This window comes from Amycolatopsis sp. NPDC049688 (assembly GCF_040674975.1).
Lineage (GTDB): Bacteria > Actinomycetota > Actinomycetes > Mycobacteriales > Pseudonocardiaceae > Amycolatopsis.
In genome coordinates, this window is sequence record NZ_JBFANY010000003.1 from 42,295 (window position 1) to 59,033 (window position 16,739).

Annotated in this window: 15 protein-coding genes; 9 read left to right on the plus strand and 6 right to left on the minus strand. The window is 72.2% G+C overall.

The genetic code is table 11. From position 1 onward, the window contains the following. Positions 1 to 24 precede the first annotated feature (24 nt). The 5 genes from AB0J55_RS11320 to AB0J55_RS11340 are packed head-to-tail and all read left to right on the plus strand — an operon-like array spanning position 25 to position 5,623. Entirely contained in the window at positions 25 to 1,257 is a 1,233-nt protein-coding gene (locus AB0J55_RS11320; protein WP_364246131.1) for a sugar ABC transporter substrate-binding protein, read from the plus strand. Further along, the gene (locus AB0J55_RS11325; protein WP_364246134.1) at positions 1,254 to 2,192 is read left to right on the plus strand and encodes a sugar ABC transporter permease; all 939 of its coding nucleotides are present in this window, start codon (positions 1,254 to 1,256) and stop codon (positions 2,190 to 2,192) included. The genes AB0J55_RS11320 and AB0J55_RS11325 overlap by 4 nt, the downstream gene beginning before the upstream one ends. Further along, on the plus strand, positions 2,189 to 2,998 hold the full coding sequence (locus AB0J55_RS11330) for a carbohydrate ABC transporter permease (protein WP_364246137.1): 810 nt from the start codon (positions 2,189 to 2,191) through the stop codon (positions 2,996 to 2,998). Before AB0J55_RS11325 ends, AB0J55_RS11330 begins: the two co-directional genes overlap by 4 nt. A 9-nt stretch (positions 2,999 to 3,007) precedes the next feature. Then, entirely contained in the window at positions 3,008 to 5,011 is a 2,004-nt protein-coding gene (locus AB0J55_RS11335; protein ID WP_364246140.1) for a glycoside hydrolase family 31 protein, read from the plus strand. A gap of 9 nt (positions 5,012 to 5,020) precedes the next feature. Next, positions 5,021 to 5,623, plus strand: a complete 603-nt coding sequence (locus AB0J55_RS11340; RefSeq protein WP_364246143.1) for a TetR/AcrR family transcriptional regulator — start codon at positions 5,021 to 5,023, stop codon at positions 5,621 to 5,623. A gap of 19 nt (positions 5,624 to 5,642) precedes the next feature. On the opposite strand, the gene AB0J55_RS11345 is transcribed toward AB0J55_RS11340, so the two are convergent. Further along, entirely contained in the window at positions 5,643 to 6,200 is a 558-nt protein-coding gene (locus AB0J55_RS11345; protein ID WP_364246145.1) for a YceI family protein, read from the minus strand. A gap of 107 nt (positions 6,201 to 6,307) precedes the next feature. On the opposite strand from AB0J55_RS11345, the gene AB0J55_RS11350 reads away from it, so the two are divergent. Beyond that, a complete protein-coding gene (locus tag AB0J55_RS11350; RefSeq protein WP_364246148.1) occupies positions 6,308 to 6,784 on the plus strand; it encodes a MarR family winged helix-turn-helix transcriptional regulator in 477 nt (158 codons plus the stop codon). 9 nt (positions 6,785 to 6,793) lie between these two features. Further along, positions 6,794 to 7,780: a glutathione S-transferase C-terminal domain-containing protein gene (locus tag AB0J55_RS11355; RefSeq protein ID WP_364246151.1), complete on the plus strand. Its 987-nt coding sequence runs from the start codon at positions 6,794 to 6,796 to the stop codon at positions 7,778 to 7,780. Between the two features lie 16 nt (positions 7,781 to 7,796). Here AB0J55_RS11355 and AB0J55_RS11360 read toward each other — a convergent pair whose 3' ends face one another. The 5 genes from AB0J55_RS11360 to AB0J55_RS11380 all read right to left on the minus strand — a co-directional run bounded on the left by AB0J55_RS11360 (position 7,797) and on the right by AB0J55_RS11380 (position 12,882). After that, a complete protein-coding gene (locus tag AB0J55_RS11360; RefSeq protein ID WP_364246154.1) occupies positions 7,797 to 8,462 on the minus strand; it encodes a flavin reductase family protein in 666 nt (221 codons plus the stop codon). A gap of 96 nt (positions 8,463 to 8,558) precedes the next feature. Next, positions 8,559 to 9,377 carry a xanthine dehydrogenase family protein subunit M gene (locus AB0J55_RS11365; RefSeq protein WP_364246157.1) on the minus strand — a complete coding sequence of 273 codons (819 nt, stop codon included), beginning with the start codon at positions 9,375 to 9,377 and terminating at the stop codon, positions 8,559 to 8,561. Next, the gene (locus tag AB0J55_RS11370; protein ID WP_364246160.1) at positions 9,374 to 9,844 is read right to left on the minus strand and encodes a (2Fe-2S)-binding protein; all 471 of its coding nucleotides are present in this window, start codon (positions 9,842 to 9,844) and stop codon (positions 9,374 to 9,376) included. The genes AB0J55_RS11365 and AB0J55_RS11370 overlap by 4 nt, the downstream gene beginning before the upstream one ends. Continuing rightward, the gene (locus AB0J55_RS11375; RefSeq protein WP_364246162.1) at positions 9,841 to 12,096 is read right to left on the minus strand and encodes a xanthine dehydrogenase family protein molybdopterin-binding subunit; all 2,256 of its coding nucleotides are present in this window, start codon (positions 12,094 to 12,096) and stop codon (positions 9,841 to 9,843) included. The genes AB0J55_RS11370 and AB0J55_RS11375 overlap by 4 nt, the downstream gene beginning before the upstream one ends. A 30-nt stretch (positions 12,097 to 12,126) precedes the next feature. After that, positions 12,127 to 12,882, minus strand: coding sequence for a sulfite exporter TauE/SafE family protein (locus AB0J55_RS11380; RefSeq protein WP_364246165.1), 756 nt, complete (start codon positions 12,880 to 12,882; stop codon positions 12,127 to 12,129). 87 nt (positions 12,883 to 12,969) lie between these two features. Here AB0J55_RS11380 and AB0J55_RS11385 point away from each other — a divergent pair, with 87 nt between their 5' ends. Continuing rightward, positions 12,970 to 13,554, plus strand: coding sequence for a dihydrofolate reductase family protein (locus AB0J55_RS11385; RefSeq protein ID WP_364246167.1), 585 nt, complete (start codon positions 12,970 to 12,972; stop codon positions 13,552 to 13,554). A 116-nt stretch (positions 13,555 to 13,670) separates the two neighbouring features. Next, entirely contained in the window at positions 13,671 to 16,691 is a 3,021-nt protein-coding gene (locus tag AB0J55_RS11390) for a discoidin domain-containing protein (protein ID WP_364246170.1), read from the plus strand. Positions 16,692 to 16,739: the final 48 nt, after the last annotated feature.

Here is a 16,739-nt window from a genome sequence, read left to right on the forward strand (position 1 = left end):
CTCCGCCGCCGAAGGAGAATCATCATGACCGTACTTCGTCGTGCCCTCGCGCTGTCCGCGGGCGCCGCACTGCTGGCCGCCTGCAGCCCCAGCCCGGCGCCGTCCGCGCCGGCCGGCTCCGGCGCCCCGGCCGCCACGTCGATCACCGAACTCGACTACTACGCCGACGAGCAGGGTTCCGCCGCCTGGCAGAAGATCCTCGACACCTGCGCCCAGCAGACCGGGATCAAGATCGAGCGCCAGAAGGTGCCGACGGCCCAGATGCTGCCGAAGGTGCTGCAGGGCGCCAGCTCGAAGACACTGCCGAACCTGCTGTTCACCGACAACCCGACGCTGCAGCAGGTCGCCGCCACCGGCGCGCTGACCCCGCTGGACGGCTACGGCATCACCACCGACGGCTACTACCCGAGCATCGTGAAGGCCGGGACTTACCAGGACAAGGTGTACGGGGTCGCCCCCGGCGTCAACGGCCTCGCGCTGATCTACAACAAGGACCTGCTGCAGGCCGCGGGGGTCGAGCCGCCGAAGACCTGGGACGAGCTGAAGGCCGCGGCGGCGAAGCTGACCAAGGACGGCAAGTACGGCCTGGCCTTCTCCGCCGTCCCGTCCGAAGAGGGCACCTGGCAGTTCCTGCCGTTCTTCTGGAGCAACGGCGCCGAACTGTCGCAATTGGACTCCCCGAAGGCGGCGCAGGCGCTGCAGTACGTCACGGACCTGGTGAACTCCGGTTCCGCGTCGAAGTCCGTGGTGACCTGGAACCAGAACGACGTCGCCGACCAGTTCGTCGCCGGCAACGCGGCGATGATGATCAACGGCTCGTGGAACATCGCCCGGCTCGACGAGCAGAAGTCGCTGCACTACGGCGTCGTGCCCATCCCGGTGCCGCAGGCCGGCGGCAAGCCGGTGGTCGCGCTCGGCGGCGAGGTCGGCACGGTGCCGGTCACGAACGGGCCGGGCCAGCAGGCGGCCGGCAAGGTGCTCTCCTGCATCCTGTCCGAGCCGACGATGCTCGAGTGGAGCAAGGCGCACGCCTACATCCCGTCGAAGACGGCCACGGCGCAGAAGTTCGGCGCCGGGCAGCCGGCGATGCAGGCGTTCGTCGACGAGGTCGGCACCGCCCGGTCCCGCACCGCCGAGCTCGGCGAGAAGTACCCGAAGGTCTCGCAGGCGCTGGCCGACGCGCTCCAGGCGGCGCTGACCGGCAAGACCCCGGTCGACCAGGCCCTCAAGGCCGCGCAGCAGGCGAGCGGCTCGTGACGCTCGCCGCCGCCCCGACGGTGTCGGCAGCACCCCGGGCGAGCCGGAAGTCCCGCCGGGACAGCCGGTTCGCCGCGTGGGCGTTCCTGCTGCCCGCGGTGGCCTACGTCGTCGTGTTCTTCGGCTACCCGCTGGCCGCGAACCTGGTGATGAGCACCCAGAACTACACGGTGAAGTCGTTCTACACCGGCGAAGCACCGTTCGTCGGCTTCGCGAACTACTCCGCCGTGCTGAACAACCCGCTCTTCTCGACGGCGGCGCTCAACACGGTCCTGTTCACCGCGGGGTCGCTGGTTTTCCAGTTCGGCATCGGCCTTGCCCTCGCGGTGTTCTTCAACGGCCGGTTCCTCGGCAGCGCCCTGCTGCGCTCGCTGCTCCTGCTGCCGTGGCTGCTGCCGCTGGTGGTCAGCGGCGCGGTCTGGCGGTGGATGTTCGACCAGGACCACGGCGTGCTCAACGCCGGGCTGCGCGCGGTGGGCCTCGACGCGGTGCCGTGGCTGAGCAGCACGAACTGGGCGCTCCCGGCGGTGATCCTGACCAACATCTGGATCGGCATCCCGTTCAACCTGGTGATCCTGCACGGCGGGCTGCGCGCGATCCCGGCGTCGCTCTACGAAGCCGCCGAACTGGACGGCGCGGGTGCGTGGCAGCGGTTCCGGCACGTCACCTGGCCGCTGCTGCGGCCGGTCACCGGGATCGTGCTGATGCTCGGGCTGGTCTACACGATCAAGGTGTTCGACGTGATCATGGTCGTCACCGGCGGCGGCCCGGCGAACGCGACGCAGACGCTGACCACGTGGTCGTACCGGCTGTCCTTCCAGGACTTCGCGTTCGGGCAGGGCGCCGCGGTCGGCAACGTCCTGATCGTGGTGGCGACGGTGTTCGGGCTGCTGTACCTGCGCTCGGCCAAGGCCACCCTGGCGGAGGCGGCATGAGGATCCCGGCCCGGACCGTCTTCGGTGTGCTGATCGTCGCGGTACTGCTGTTCCCGCTGTACTGGATGGTCAACGCCTCGCTGCAGCCGAGCGGTGCGCTGCTGCGCCCGGACCCGGCCTTCTTCCCCGTCGGCGGCACCCTGGACGGCTACCGGAAGGCCCTCGCCACGCAGGGCCCGAACCTGCTCTCCAGCGTCGTCGTCGCGGCCGGCACGGTGCTCGTGTCGCTGGTGGTCGCGGCGCCCGCGTCGTACGCACTCGCCCAGCTCAGGGTGCGCGGCGGCCCGGTCATGGTGTTCGTGCTGCTCATCGTGCAGATGATCCCCGGCATCGTGATGGCGAACGCGCTGTACACCGTGTTCAGCAACCTCGGCCTGATCGACAACTACCTCGGGCTGGTGCTGGCGGACTCGACCGCGACCATCCCGTTCGCCATCCTGCTGCTGCGGGCGTTCATGATCTCCGTGCCGAAGGAGCTCACCGAAGCGTCCCGGGTGGACGGTGCCGGGTACTGGCGGACGTTCTTCTCGATCATCCTGCCGGTCAGCCGCAACGCGCTGGTCACCGCCGGGCTGTTCGCGTTCCTGTTCGCCTGGGCGGACTTCCTGTTCGCCGTCACCCTCACCACCGGGCAGTCGTTCGAGCCCATCACCGTGGGCATCTACCGGTTCGTCGGCAACCAGTCCGCCGACTGGAACGGGATCATGGCCACCGCCGTCCTCGCCGCGATCCCCGCGGCCGTCCTGCTCGTGGTCGCCCAGCGTTACGTCGTCGCCGGGCTGACCAGCGGCGCCGTCAAAGACTAAGGAGTCCGCTTGATCGCCACGACCGAAGACGGCCGCTCGCTCGAAGTCAGCGTGCGGCACGAGGTGCTGCGCATCGAGCCGTGGGGCGAGGGCAGCCTGCGCGTGCGCGCCGGGCGGCACCGCATCCTCGACGACGTCCCGGGCGCGCTGCTGCCCGCGAAGCCGTCGGCGGCGGCCGCATCGGCCGAGGGGCGCACCGGCCGGGTGGTCAACGGCGGGCTGACCGCCATCGTCGAGATCGCCGACACCGACACGGGCATCGACGCGCAGCTGCGGTTCGTGCGCACGGACACCGGCGAGGAACTGCTGGCCGAGCAGCGCGCGCACTTCTGGTGGCCCGGCGCCCGGCTGTTCATGCCGTCGCGCAACGGCTACGGCCGGCTGGAACAGCGGTTCAGCGCCTACGACGACGAGCGGATCTACGGCCTGGGCCAGCACACGCACGGGCGGCTCGACCAGAAGGGCCTGGTGCTCGACCTGGTGCAGCGCAACGCCGAGGTGTCGGTGCCGTTTCTGCTGTCCAGCCGCGGCTACGGGTTCCTGTGGAACAGCCCCGCCGTCGGCCGCGTCGAGCTGGCCGCCAACGGCACCCGCTGGGTGGCCGACGACGCCCGCCAGCTCGACTACTGGATCACCACCGGCGACGGCCCTCGGCAGATCCTGAGCCACTACGCCGACGCGACCGGGCACGCCCCGATGCTGCCGGAGTGGGCGGCCGGGTTCTGGCAGTCGAAGCTGCGCTACCGCACCCAGGAGGAACTCCTCTCCGTCGCGCGGGAGTACCACGAACGCGGGTTGCCGCTGTCGGTGATCGTGACGGACTTCTTCCACTGGACGCATCTGGGCGACTGGAAGTTCGACACCGCCGAGTGGCCCGACCCGGCGGGCATGGTGCGCGAGCTCGGCGAGCTGGGCGTCAAGCTGATGGTGTCGGTGTGGCCGTCGGTGAGCCCGCTGTCGGAGAACTACCGCGAGCTGCACGAACAGGGTCTGCTGGTGGCCGCCGAAAGCGGCGTGCCGGCGCACGCGCCGTGGAAGGACAAGGGGTTCGGCGTCGAGATGCCGGTGGCGTTCTACGATGCGACCAACCCGGAGGCGCGGCGGTTCGTCTGGACCAAGGTCAAGGAGAACTACTACGACCTGGGCGTGCGCGCGTGGTGGCTGGACGGCGACGAGCCGGAGATCCAGCCGGGGCACCCGCACAACCTCGGCTTCCACGCCGGCCCGGGCGCGGAGGTGTTCAACCTCTACCCGCAGGTGAACGCGCAGACGTTCCACGACGGCATCCGCGGCGAAGGCGACGACGAGGTGGTGCTGCTGTCCCGGTCGGCGTGGGCGGGCAGCCAGCGGTTCGGGGCCGCCCTGTGGTCGGGTGACGTCGGGGCGACCTGGGCGTCACTGCGGGCGCAGGTGCGGGCCGGGCTGAACGTGGCGCTGGCCGGGATCCCCTGGTGGACGACGGACATCGGCGGCTTCCACGGCGGCGACCCGTCGTCGCCGGAGTACCGCGAGCTGATGGTGCGCTGGTTCCAGTACGGCGTGTTCTGCCCGCTGTTCCGCCTGCACGGCTTCCGCGACCCGCGTCCGGCGTTCGGGCCGGAGATGACCGGCGGTCCCAACGAGGTCTGGTCGTTCGGCGAGCCGGCGTACGAGTCGATCACAGCGTCGCTGCGGCTGCGGGAACGGCTGCGGCCGTACCTGATGGAGCAGATGCGGGTGGCGCACGAGCAGGGCATCCCGCCGATGCGCCCGGTGTTCGTCGACTTCCCGGCGGACAGTGCGGCCTGGGACGTCGACGACCAGTTCCTGCTCGGTCCGGACGTGCTGGTGGCCCCGGTCCTCGAACCCGGGGTGACGGCCCGCCGGGTGTACCTGCCCGCCGGCGCGCACTGGACGGACGCGGTGACCGGTACGCGGCACGAGGGCGGCAGCTGGGTCGAGGCGACGGCCCCGGCCGAGCGGATCCCGGTGTTCCTCCGCGACGGGGCGGAGCTGCCGATCCGCGAAGACTAGAGTGGACCTGTGAGTCCAGAGCTGACCCCGAAGGGTGCCGCGACGCGGCAGCGGATCGTCGAAGGGGCCGCGGCGGAGATCCGCGAGCGCGGGGTCGCCGTCACGACGCTCGACGACGTCCGGGCGCGGACGGGGACCAGCAAGAGCCAGCTGTTCCACTACTTCCCCGACGGCAAGGAGGAGCTGCTGCTGGCGGTCGCGCGGTTCGAGTCGGACCAGGTCCTGGAGGTCCAGCAGCCGGAGCTCGGGCAGCTGACGTCGTGGGCGGCGTGGCGGCGCTGGCGCGACACGGTCGTCTCGCACTACGACGGCCGGGGCCGGCACTGCCCGCTCAACGTGCTGATCTCGCAGCTCGGCCGGTCGACCCCGGGGGCGCAGGCGGTGGTCGGCGAGATGCTGCGGCGCTGGCAGGACGCGATCGCCGCGGGCGTCCGCCATCTGCAGCAGGCCGGCGAGGTCGCCGCGGAGCTGGACGCGGACCGCACGGCGGCAGCCTTGCTGGCCGGCATCCAGGGCGGCGTGGTGGTGATGCTGTCGACGGGCCGCATCGACCACCTCGAAGCGGCCCTCGACGTGGGGATCGAGAACCTGCGGGCCAGCGGGGACCGGTGACCGGTCCCCGCTGCCGGGATCAGGCGGACTTGATCGCGGAGATTTCGAACTCCAGCGTGACCTTGTCGCTCACCAGCACGCCACCGGTCTCCAGGGCGGCGTTCCAGGTGATGCCGTAGTCCTTGCGGCTGATCGTGGTCGAGCCCTCGAAGCCGATCCGGTCGTTGCCGAACGGGTCCTTCGCGGCGCCCTCGAACTCGAACGGGATGGTCACCGAACGGGTGACGTCCTTGATCGTCAGGTCGCCGGTCACCTCGAAGCTGGTCTCGCCGGTCTGCTTGATCTCGGTCGAGGCGAAGGTGATCTGCGGGTACTCGTCCATCGACAGGAAGTCGTTGCTCTTCAGGTGCCCGTCGCGGTCGGCGTTGCGGGTGTCGATGCTGTGGGCCTGGATGGTCACCTGGGCCGACGACTTCTCGGGCGCGTCGCCGTCGATGGTGGCGGAGCCGGTGAACTCGTTGAAGCTGCCGCGCACCTTGGTCACCATGGCGTGCCGGGCGACGAACCCGATCCGCGAGTGCGTGGGGTCGAGGGTGTATTCGCCGGTCAGCTGGGGGTAGGTGGTCGCGCTGGTCATCGTTGTTCTTCTCTCCTCGTGGTGGCACCCCCCGGTGATTGAGGGTTCAACGACACTGTACTCACTTTGGCTGGTTGCGCAAGCAAGCTTTCGGTAGAGTCGCCGACATGGGTGATCTGTCCGCTCTCGACCTCGACGAAGCCGCCTTCTGGCGGCCGCTGATGCGCATCATGACCGCGCTGCCACGCGCGCTCGAGGACCAGTTCCTGCCCGAGACGGGGCTCACCATCACCGACTACGGGGTGCTGGTCGCGCTGTCCGAAGCGCCGGACCACCTGCTGCGCATCTCGGGGCTGGCCGCGACCACGGGGCTGTCGCTGAGCCGGATCAGCCGGGTGGTCGACGACCTGACCCGCCGCGGCCTGGTGGAGAAGCGCCGGTGCGCCGAGGACGGGCGCGCGTCCAACGCCGTGCTGACTCCGGCGGGATTGGCCAAACTGGAGGCGGCCTTCCCGAGCCACCTCGCCCGCGTGCGGGCTTCGGTGTTCGACCACCTGAGCGCCGAGGACGTCCGCACGGCCGGGCCGGTGCTGGCCCGGCTGGCCGCGGCACTGGACACCGCTCCCCCGACCGACGACTGCTGAAGGGCGCCGATGAGCGACAAGGGCGAGTACAAAAGGGACCTGAACTACCTGCCGGACCGCAGCACGGCGGACGGCCGTGACGGCTGGCCGGTCGAGCCCGGCCGCTACCGGCTGGTCGTCGCGCGGGCGTGCCCGTGGGCGAACCGCGCGGTGATCGTGCGCCGGCTGCTGGGCCTGGAGCCGGTGCTGTCGATGGGCATCGCGGGCCCGGTGCACGACGAGCGCAGCTGGAGCTTCGATCTGGACCCGGGTGGCCGCGACCCGGTGCTCGGCATCGAGCGCCTGCAGGAGGCGTTCTTCAAGCGCGACCCGGACTACCCCCGCGGCATCACGGTGCCGGCGTTCGTGGACATCCCGACCGGCCAGGTCGTCACCAACGACTTCGCGCAGATGACGCTCGACATGTCGACCGAGTGGACGGCGTACCACCGCGACGGCGCGCCGGAGCTGTACCCGGAGAAGCTGCGCGACGAGATCGACGACGTGGCGCAGAAGGTGTTCACCGACGTCAACAACGCGGTGTACCAGGCCGGTTTCGCGCGTTCTCAGGAGGCGTACGAGCGCGCGTACGAAAAGCTGTTCGCCCGCCTGGACTGGTTGTCCGAGCGCTTGGCGGACCAGCGTTACCTGGTCGGCGACACGATCACCGAGGCCGACATCCGGCTGTTCACGACCTTGGTCCGGTTCGACGCGGTGTACCACGGCCACTTCAAGTGCAACCGCCAGAAGCTGACGGAGCTGCCGGTGCTGTGGGCCTACACCCGCGACCTGTTCCAGACGCCGGGCTTCGGCGACACGATCGACTTCGCCCAGATCAAGGAGCACTACTACGTGGTGCACAAGAACGTGAACCCGACGGGCATCATCCCGGCGGGCCCGGACGTCTCGGGCTGGCTGGCCCCGCACGGCCGCGAGGCACTCGGCGGCCGCCCGTTCGGCGACGGCACCCCGCCGGGCCCGCCGCCGCCGGACGAGACGGTGCCCGCCCTGGCGTGACGGGCCCGCGACCAGGTCAGACCCCGACGCGGCGGGCCCGCTCGATGTCCGGCCCCCGGTACAGCCGTTCCGGGATCCGCGCCAGCGTCGAGGGGTGCACCTGCTCCCCCAGCCCGTAGAACTTCTGGAAACTCATGATGAGCGGGCGCCAGGCGTCGGGGTCGATGTGGTCCGCGGTGCCGGCCGTCCGGACCGCATCGTGGACGAGCACCCGCTGCACCCGCACCTCGAACGCGACGACACCCCCGTCACCCACCGGGTGGTGGGCCTCGACCACCGCCTCCATGGCCACCGGGCACTCCGCTACCCGCGGCGGGGCCACGGTCTCCGACGGCACCGATGTGAGACCGGCCCGCCCGAACTTGTCCGCCACGTGGAAGTACCCCCGCTCCTGCTTCCCGGGCGGAACCGGATCGGACCCGGTCGTCAGCGCCAGCCGGTCGACGGCCGGGGCGAGGGCGTCCGACGGCAGGTTGAGCACGCACTCACGGGTGCGCAGCAGGTTCGAAGCCGTCCGGGAGCGGGCCCCGAGGCCGAGCATCGCCCGCCAGCCGAGCCAGAACGCCGAGGACATCGGGGCCAGGTTGGCCGAACCGTCTTCGTTGGTACTGGAAATGAGGACGACCGGGGTGCCGAAGTACAGGATTCCCGGCTCGATCGCCGTGTGCGCAACAGTTTCCACGCGGCCGAGTCTGCCGTCCACACCGGACCCGCGGCTGGCGGGAATCGGCCGTCGCGGTACGGGGGCGGCGGTGCGCCGCAGCGCCGCCCCCGTCCGTCAGCTCCGCGAAGCCGCCTGCTGCAACGCCCGCCGCGTCAGCACCCGCGCCAGGTGGCGCCGGTACTCCGCGGTCGCGTGGGGCTCGTCCGGCGGGTTCGTGCCCTCCGCCGCCAGTGCGGCCGCGTCTTCGATGGACGCCCCGGCCGCCAGCGCCTCCTCCGTGGCCGTCGCGCGGAGCGGGACGCCGCCCAGGTTCACCAGGCCGACGCGGCCGCCGGCGACCGCCACCCCGGCCATCGCCCAGTCGATCGCGCGGCGGGTGAACTTCTCGAAACCCCAGCCCTGGCCCGTCTGGGCCGGCAGGCGGATCTCCGTCAGCAGTTCGGCCGGTTCCAGCGGCGTCGTGAACGGGCCGAGGAAGAACTCCGCCGCCGGGATCCGGCGCTCCCCCGACGGCCCGCGGACCACCAGGACCGCGTCCGACGCCAGGACCGCCGCGGGCAGGTCCGCCGCCGCGTCCGCGTGCACCAGGGAGCCGCCGATCGTGCCGCGGTGGCGGACCTGGCGGTCGCCCACCAGCCCCGAAACGTGCGCCAGCAGGGGCGCGTGCGCGAGGAGCACCGGGTCCTGCACCAGCGCGCTGTACCGCGACAGCGCCCCGATGGCGACCTCGTCGCCTTCGAGCCGGACGTACCGCAGCTCGTCGAGCGCACCGATGTCGACCAGGTACTCCGGGGCGGCCAGGCGCAGCTTCATCAGCGGCAGCAGGGAATGCCCGCCGGCCAGCACCTTCGCGTCGTCGCCGTGGGCGGCCAGCAACGCCAGCGCCTCGTCCACTGTGGACGCCCGCAGGTACTGGAAAGCCGCGGGGATCACCGGTCCACCTCCTGCCCCGAAGCGTCGATCACGGCGCTGACGATGTTGTGGTAGCCCGTGCAGCGGCACAGGTTGCCCTCGAGCCCGGCGCGGACCTCGTCGCGGGTCGGCTTCGGGTTGTCGGCCAGCAGCGACACCGACGCCATGATCATCCCCGGCGTGCAGAACCCGCACTGCAGGCCGTGCTGCTCGCGGAACGCCCGCTGCACCGGGTGCAGCGCACCGTCCGCAGCGGTCAGTCCTTCGACGGTGGTGACCTCGTGGCCGTCGGCCTGGGCGGCCAGCACCGTGCAGGACTTGACCGACTCGCCGTCGAGCAGCACCGTGCAGGCACCGCACGACGTCGTGTCGCAGCCGATGTTCGTGGCGGTGAGCCCGGCGGTGTCGCGCAGGAAGTGCACCAGCAGCGTCCGGTCCGGCACCTCCTCGGTCACCGGCCGCCCGTTGACCTCGATCGAGACCTTCACTGCACGTTTCCTTCCGAGAGTGCGGCCCAGACCCGGATCGGGGTCGTGGGCATGTCCAGGTGCTTGACGCCGCGCGTGGAAAGCGCGTCCACCACGGCGTTGTGCACCGCCGGGGTCGAGCCGATCGTCGCGGCCTCGCCGATCCCCTTGACGCCCAGCAGGTTCCGGTCGGTCGGGGTGGCCATGTCGACCAGCTCGAAGTCCGGCAGCTCGACTGCGGTGATGAACGAGTAGTCCGCCAGCGACGCCGTCGTCGGGTTGCCGTCGTCGTCGTAGGTGACGACCTCCATGAGCGCCTGCGCGGCCCCCTGGCCGAGGCCGCCGTGGCGCTGGCCGCGGAAGGTGAGCGGGTTGACGATCGGGCCGGCGTCGTCGACGGCGACGATCCGGCGCAGCTGCACCTTGCCCGTCTCGGTGTCGACCTCGACCACCGCGAGGTGTGCGCCGAACGGGAACGTCGGCTGGCCGTCGCCGAACCAGACGTCGGCGGTGAGTTTGCCGTCGCTGGCCGTCTCGGCGACCTGCGCCCAGCTGAGCACGGTGCTCGACGGCGCGCCGCGGACCTGCCAGACCCCGCGCTCGACGTCGAGTTCCAGGTCTTCGGGCGCGGCCTCCAGCAGGTTCGCCGCCAGGTCGCGGGCCTGGGCGATCACCTCGTCGGCCGCCTGCCGGATCGCCGAACCGCCCAGCTGCAGCGACCGCGAGCCGAACGTGCCGATCGCCTTCGGCACCTCGTCGGTGTCGCCGTGGCGGACGGTGATCTTCTCCAGCGGCACGCCGAGCCGGTCGGCCAGCAGCATGGCCAGCGACGTGCCGAGCCCCTGCCCGTGCGGCGAACTGCCGGTCCACGCGACGACCGAGCCGTCCGGGTGGATGTCGACGCGGCCGCTCTCGCCGCCGCCGTCGCCGCCGGTGATCTCGACGTAGGCGGCGATGCCGAGGCCGAGTTCGACCGGGTCGCCCGCCTCGCGCCGCCGCCGCTGCTCGGCGCGCAGCTCGGCGTAGCCGGCGGTCTCCAGGACCTTGTCCAAGGCCGCCGCGTACTCGCCCGTGTCGTAGAAGGCGCCGGTCGGCGTCCGGTACGGGAACTCCTCGGGCCGGATGAAGTTGGCCCGGCGGACGTCGGCCGGGTCCAGGCCGAGCTCGGCGGCGAACAGGTCCATCGCCCGCTCGACGGCCGCGGTCGCCTCCGGGCGGCCCGCGCCGCGGTAGGCGGCGATCGGGGTGGTGTTCGTGACGACCGCGCGGCTGCGCGTCTGGACCTGCGGGAACCGGTAGACGCCGACGGCCATCAGCTCGGTCAGCGTCGGCAGGAACAGCGTCCGCGGGTACGCGCCGGCGTCCTGGACGACGTCGAGGCGGTACGCCAGGACCGTGCCGTCGCGCTTGCCGCCGATGGTCACGGTGTTGAGCTGCGCGCGGCCGTGCGTCATCGACGTCAGGTTCTCGCTGCGCGACTCGACCCAGCGCACCGGCCGCCCGAGCTGCTTGGCGGCCCAGCCGAGCACCGTCGCCTCGGGGTCCGCACCGATCTTCGCGCCGAACCCGCCGCCGACGTCCGGGGCGATCACCCGCACCGACTCCTCGCCGACACCGAGGCTCCCCGCCAGCTGCGACCGGGCGATCTGGGCGTTCTGCGTGGACAGCCAGGCCGTCAGCCTGCCGTCCTCGCCCCACGCGAGGGACGCGCCGCGCACCTCCAGCGGCGCGGGCGCGACGCGCTGGTTGGCGATCGTCTGCGTGACCACGACTTCGCAGTCTTCGAAGATCGCGTCGTCGAATTCCGCCATGCCGTTGACCTGCACGATGTTGCTGCCGGTCTCCGGGTACAGCAGCGTCTCGCCGTCCAGCGCGGCGCCGATGCCCGCGACCGCGTCCAGCGGCTCGTAGTCGACGTCGACCAGCTCGGCGGCGTCGGCCAGCTGGTAGCGCTCCTCGGTGAGGACCAGCGCGACGGGCTCGCCGACGTACCGCACCACCTCGTCGGCCAGCCAAGGTTCCTTCACCGGCCCGGCCGGGTGCGGGTCGAGGCCGAGGTCGGCGGCGGTGAACACGCCGAGCACGCCCGGTGCCGCCTTCGCTTCGCTCACGTCGATGCCGCCGATCCGCGCGTGCGCGATCGGACTTCGCACGAAAACCGCGTGCGCGGCACCGGAAAGCGCTTCCGCCCGCAGATCGTCCACGTAGGTGCCGCCCGCGGTGATCAGGTTCCGATCCTCTTGGCGGACCACCCTGGTCCCGACAATGCTCATCTGGTCTCCTGCTCGCCGATACCCCGCCGATCATGCCCTCAGGGCGAGGACGACCGCCAGGCCCAGTCCGCCGATCCCGATCGCGATCCGCAACGGCGTCGCCGGCAGCCGGCGCACGAGCGCGGACCCCAGCCACGAGCCGCCGAGCGAGCCGAGGCAGACCGCGAGCGCGGCGGACCAGACGACCTTGCCGGTGACCGCGAAGACGATCGCCGCGAGGAAGTTGGCCGACCCGGTGACCAGGTTCTTCGCCGCGTTCGTCCGGGCGAGCGGCTGGTTCCAGACGGTCACGAGCAGCGCGAGCATGAGCACGCCCGCGGCGGCGCCGAAGTACCCGCCGTAGATGCCGATCAGGAACGCGACGACGGCGGTCACCGGGCTCAGGCCGTGGTGTTCGGCGCCTTCGGCGAGCCGGCGCAGGCGCGGCCCCGCCATCAGCACCAGCGACGCCCCGCCGATCAGCCACGGCACGATGACGGTGAACGCGCCGGACGGCGTCAGCAGCAGCACCAGGCCACCGCACGCGCCGCCCACGGTGGTCAGGGCGCAGAGCGGGACGAGCCGCCGCCGCTGGCCGGCCAGTTCCGGCCGGGCCCCGGCGGCGGCGCCCGCGGTGGTGCCCAGCATCGCGACGGTGTTGGTGATGTTCGCGGTCACCGGTGGCAGCCCCGCGGCGAGCAGCGCCGGGTAGGACACCAGGGACGCGAGCCCGGCGGTCGCCCCGGTCAGACCGGCCCCGACGCCGGCCAGCACGAGCAGGAGCAGCACCCACGGGTCGGTGATCACGTTGTCATCAGATCACGCCGCGTCCGCTGCCGATCGGGGCCGCCGCCGTTCGTATGGGTGGTGACACACCGATCAGGAGGAGATCCGATGCGTTCGATCACCGTCACCATGAGCGTCACCCTCGACGGCGTCGTGCAGGGCCTCGGCCGGCCCGACGAGGACACCCGCGGCGGGTTCACCCACGGCGGGTGGGGCACCCGCTACCAGGACGACGTCATGGCCCGCGAGATGGCCGACGGCATGAACCGGCCCGGCGACATGCTGTTCGGCCGCCGGACCTGGCAGGACTTCACCACGGCGTGGGGCGGGCGGGACGACGGGAATCCGTTCACCACGCACATGAACGCCGCGACCAAGTACGTCGCCTCCACCACGCTCGAGGACGCCGGCGCCTGGCAGAACTCGGTCCTGCTCCGGGGCGACGCGGCCGAAACCGTGGCCGGACTCAAGGCGCAGCCCGGCAAAGACTTGTCGGTGATCGGCAGCGCATCCCTGGTGCGGGCACTGCACGCCGCCGGCCTGGTCGACCGCTACACGCTGCTGATCCACCCGCTGACCCTCGGCACCGGCGCGCGCTTGTTCGGCGACGCGCCGCTCACCGAGTTCTCCCTCGTCAGCTGCGTTCCCACGACCAAAGGCGTGCTGATCGCGCGGTACGACCGCCGGGTATAGGGCGTTATACGAAGGGTTGTCCGAAACCGGACGGGATCCGCCGCCGGGCTTGCCGGGCACGGCGGTGGCATCCCAGAATCCGCGCTGACAAGGTTGTCAGCGCGAGAGGCCGGAGCATGGGCGAGCTGGACCGGCGGCAGGTGCTGCGGCTGCTGGGTGCGGGCGGCGCGGCGGCCGCACTGGCGTCGGGTCTGCTCCCGAGCATCGCCCGGGCCGCGGACAGCGGCCCGCCCGACGCCGTCGCGGCGACCTACCTGCGGGTGCTGCTGCGGCACACGCGCTGGGCGGAGCAGCAGTTCGACCCGGTCGCCGGCACCTATCCGCTGCGCGACTTCACCTTCGCCGTGGTGCTCGGCAACGCCGTGCTGCTGACCCGCGACGGCTACGACGCCGCGATCGCCGGCGTCGGCCGGGAGACGCTGCGCGACCACACGCTCGCCACGATCCGCCGGTTCGCCGCGTCGAACCGGCTCGTCGGCGGTACCGAGTGGGGCCGCAAGCTGTTCTTCGACACGACCTTCCAGTCGTACTTCGTGCTCGCCGCCCGTCTGCTGTGGACGGACCTCGACGACGCGACCCGGGGGAACGTCGAGCGCATCACCGCCGGCCAGGCCGCCTACACCACCGCGCTCGGCACCGGCGACGACCCCGATTCGGGCAGCTGGACCCCGAACGGCCTGCGCGGCGGCCACGTCGGCGACACCAAGCTCGAAGAGATGGGGGTCTACGCCCAGTCGCTCGCCCCCGCGCTCGCGTGGGCGCCGGCCGACCCGCGGGCGGGCGGCTGGCGGGAGGCGTTCGGCGCGTGGAGCCGCAACGAGGCCGGGCTGCCGGCCGCCGACCTGGCCAACCCGCGGCTCGTCGACGGCCGCCCGATCAGCGCGAACACCGCGGCGAACCTCTACGACACCTTCCTCGTCGAGAACCACGGCTCGTTCGGCCCGCACTACCAGGAGGAGCTCTGGCGGACGTCCGGCCGCAACGCGATGCATTTCCTCGCCGCCGGCACGCCGCTGCCCGAGGTGCTCACCGCGCAGCCGAACGGCGAACTGCTCTGGCGCACGATGCTGCTGATGACCAGCGACGCCGGCGAGCCGCTGATGCCGATGGTCGCCGACCGCGAGCACCTCTACGGCCGCGACGTCATCCCGCTGGCCTTCCGCGCCCAGGTGCTCGGCGACCGCCACGCCGCCCACGCCGAAGCGCAGCTGGCTGCGCGGCTCGAGCCCTACCAGGCCTACGCTCCCGCAGATCGGATCACGAAGTTCTCGGGTGAGCCGAAGTACGAGCCGGAGGCCCGCGCCGAGCTCGCCATCAGCTACCTGCTGCACGAGTGGCGGGCGAGCCACGGCGGCCCGGTCGTCCCGGTGGGCGACCGGGAGTTCGCCGCCCACGCGGCCGGGGTCGCCGACTTCGGCGCCGGGCCGGGCCTGCTCGCCCACCGCTCCCCCGCCGCCTGGGCCGGGACGGTCAGCAAGCCCGGCTTCGTGAAGTTCGCCTGGCAGCCGCACCACGACGACTGGCTGTTCGTGCTCGGCGGCGCGAACCCGATGCTCCTGCCGTCGACGAACGTTGCGGTGCGGGAACGGCACGCCACGACGTACACGAAGATCCGCGACGGCTTCGACGGCACGGTCGGCGTCCTCCGTTTCGACACCGGGTACGCCACCTTCGCGACCCTCCCGACCGGCGCCGCCGTGTACGCCAGCACCGGCGTCGCCGAGGGCGAAGGCGTGCTGAACGTCTACAACCTGAGCATGCCCGGCGTGCCCGGCCTCGACGGTGACCGCACCTACACCGCGGCCGAAGGCAGCGTGACCCTCAAGGCCCAGACCCCGGGCGTCCGGACCGACGACCTCACGTTCGCGCCGGTCACCGCCCGGCACGTCCGCATGCTCGGCGTCCAGCCGGACCCGCAGTACGGCTATTCACTGTGGGCCTTCGAGGTCCGCGACGGCGACGGACCGGACCTAGCCCGCACCGGCACGGCGTCGGCGTCCTCGGCCGCTCCCGGCAAAGAGGCGAAGTACGCCGTCGACGGCGATCCCACCAGCCGCTGGGCAGTGTCCACATCGGACCGCCCGCGCGCGGACAGCTGGCTGGCCGTCGACCTCGGCGCGCCGCGGACGGTCGACCGCGTGCGGCTGAGCTGGGAAGCAGCCGCCGGGCGCAAGTACCGCATCGAAACCTCGGCCGACGGCGTGGCCTGGACGCTGGTCGCGAGCTACCCGGTGCCCGCGCTCAGCAGCACGCGAGGCCGGCTGGACATCGACGGCCGCGCCGGGATCACCGTCGCGGGCCCGAACCCGCTCACCGTCACCGGCGACCGCGTGACGCTCTCCGACGGCCCGCCCGCCCCCTTCGTCGCCGAGCTGTACCCCGGCCCCGCGAAGGCGAGCGGCCGGGTCCCGGCCGGCGCCGCGGTCGAAGCCACCGTCACCGACGGCTTCCTCGTGCTGCTCAACCTCTCGGGCGCCGCGGCGAGCGGCACGGCGATCATCCCGGGGCACGGCAGCACCCGGCGGCTCTACCGCGGCGAGCAGACCGTCACCCGGACCGGCACGGAATTCTCCTACGCACTGGCCGCGGCGGAGGGTCGCATCGAACCGCCGCGGTTCACGCTGACCGGCCCCGCCGGGGTGCGGGCGGTCGTGCGCGACGCGAGCCGGGTCGAGCTCACCGCGCCGGCCGGGCTGCTGCCCGTGCCGGTCACGGTGACCCCGGACGGCGGGCGCGCCCGGCCGGTGCTGCTGCCGCCGCGCCGGACCGTGCCGGTCGTCTTCGGCGACCTCCGCCCGTATCCGCTGGCCGACCTCGCGCTCGGCGCGGTCACCTTCCCCGCCGAGCCCCTGCCGCCCGGGATGTCGAGCCCGGCCGCGGCCGTCGACGACGACCCGGCGACGGCGTGGCGGCCGGGACCCGGCGGCCGGATGGTGGCCGATCTCGGAGCGGTGACAGCGGTTTCCGCGGTCGAGCTGACCTGGACCCGCGGCCGCGTCCCCGCGGCCACCGTCGAACTCAGCGTCGACGGCGTCACCTACACGGCCACTCGCACCGGGCCGGCGCGGTACGTGGCCGTCCGCACGGACTGGCGAAGCGGCGACGCGGGCCTTACGCGGTTGTCCGTCCGCACTTGATCGATCTCGGACCGGTCGCACCGGGCCCGCGGGCGGGTACCTTGGCAC

Excerpts from the sequence above, each read along its gene's own strand:
- AB0J55_RS11320 (WP_364246131.1), top strand. The coding sequence starts at position 25 with ATGACCGTACTTCGTCGTGCCCTCGCGCTGTCCGCGGGCGCCGCACTG.
- AB0J55_RS11330 (WP_364246137.1), top strand. The coding sequence starts at position 2,189 with ATGAGGATCCCGGCCCGGACCGTCTTCGGTGTGCTGATCGTCGCGGTA.
- AB0J55_RS11345 (WP_364246145.1), bottom strand. The coding sequence starts at position 6,200 with ATGACCAGCGCGACCACCTACCCCCAGCTGACCGGCGAATACACCCTC.
- AB0J55_RS11350 (WP_364246148.1), top strand. The coding sequence starts at position 6,308 with ATGGGTGATCTGTCCGCTCTCGACCTCGACGAAGCCGCCTTCTGGCGG.
- AB0J55_RS11355 (WP_364246151.1), top strand. The coding sequence starts at position 6,794 with ATGAGCGACAAGGGCGAGTACAAAAGGGACCTGAACTACCTGCCGGAC.
- AB0J55_RS11375 (WP_364246162.1), bottom strand. The coding sequence starts at position 12,096 with ATGAGCATTGTCGGGACCAGGGTGGTCCGCCAAGAGGATCGGAACCTG.
- AB0J55_RS11385 (WP_364246167.1), top strand. The coding sequence starts at position 12,970 with ATGCGTTCGATCACCGTCACCATGAGCGTCACCCTCGACGGCGTCGTG.
- AB0J55_RS11390 (WP_364246170.1), top strand. The coding sequence starts at position 13,671 with ATGGGCGAGCTGGACCGGCGGCAGGTGCTGCGGCTGCTGGGTGCGGGC.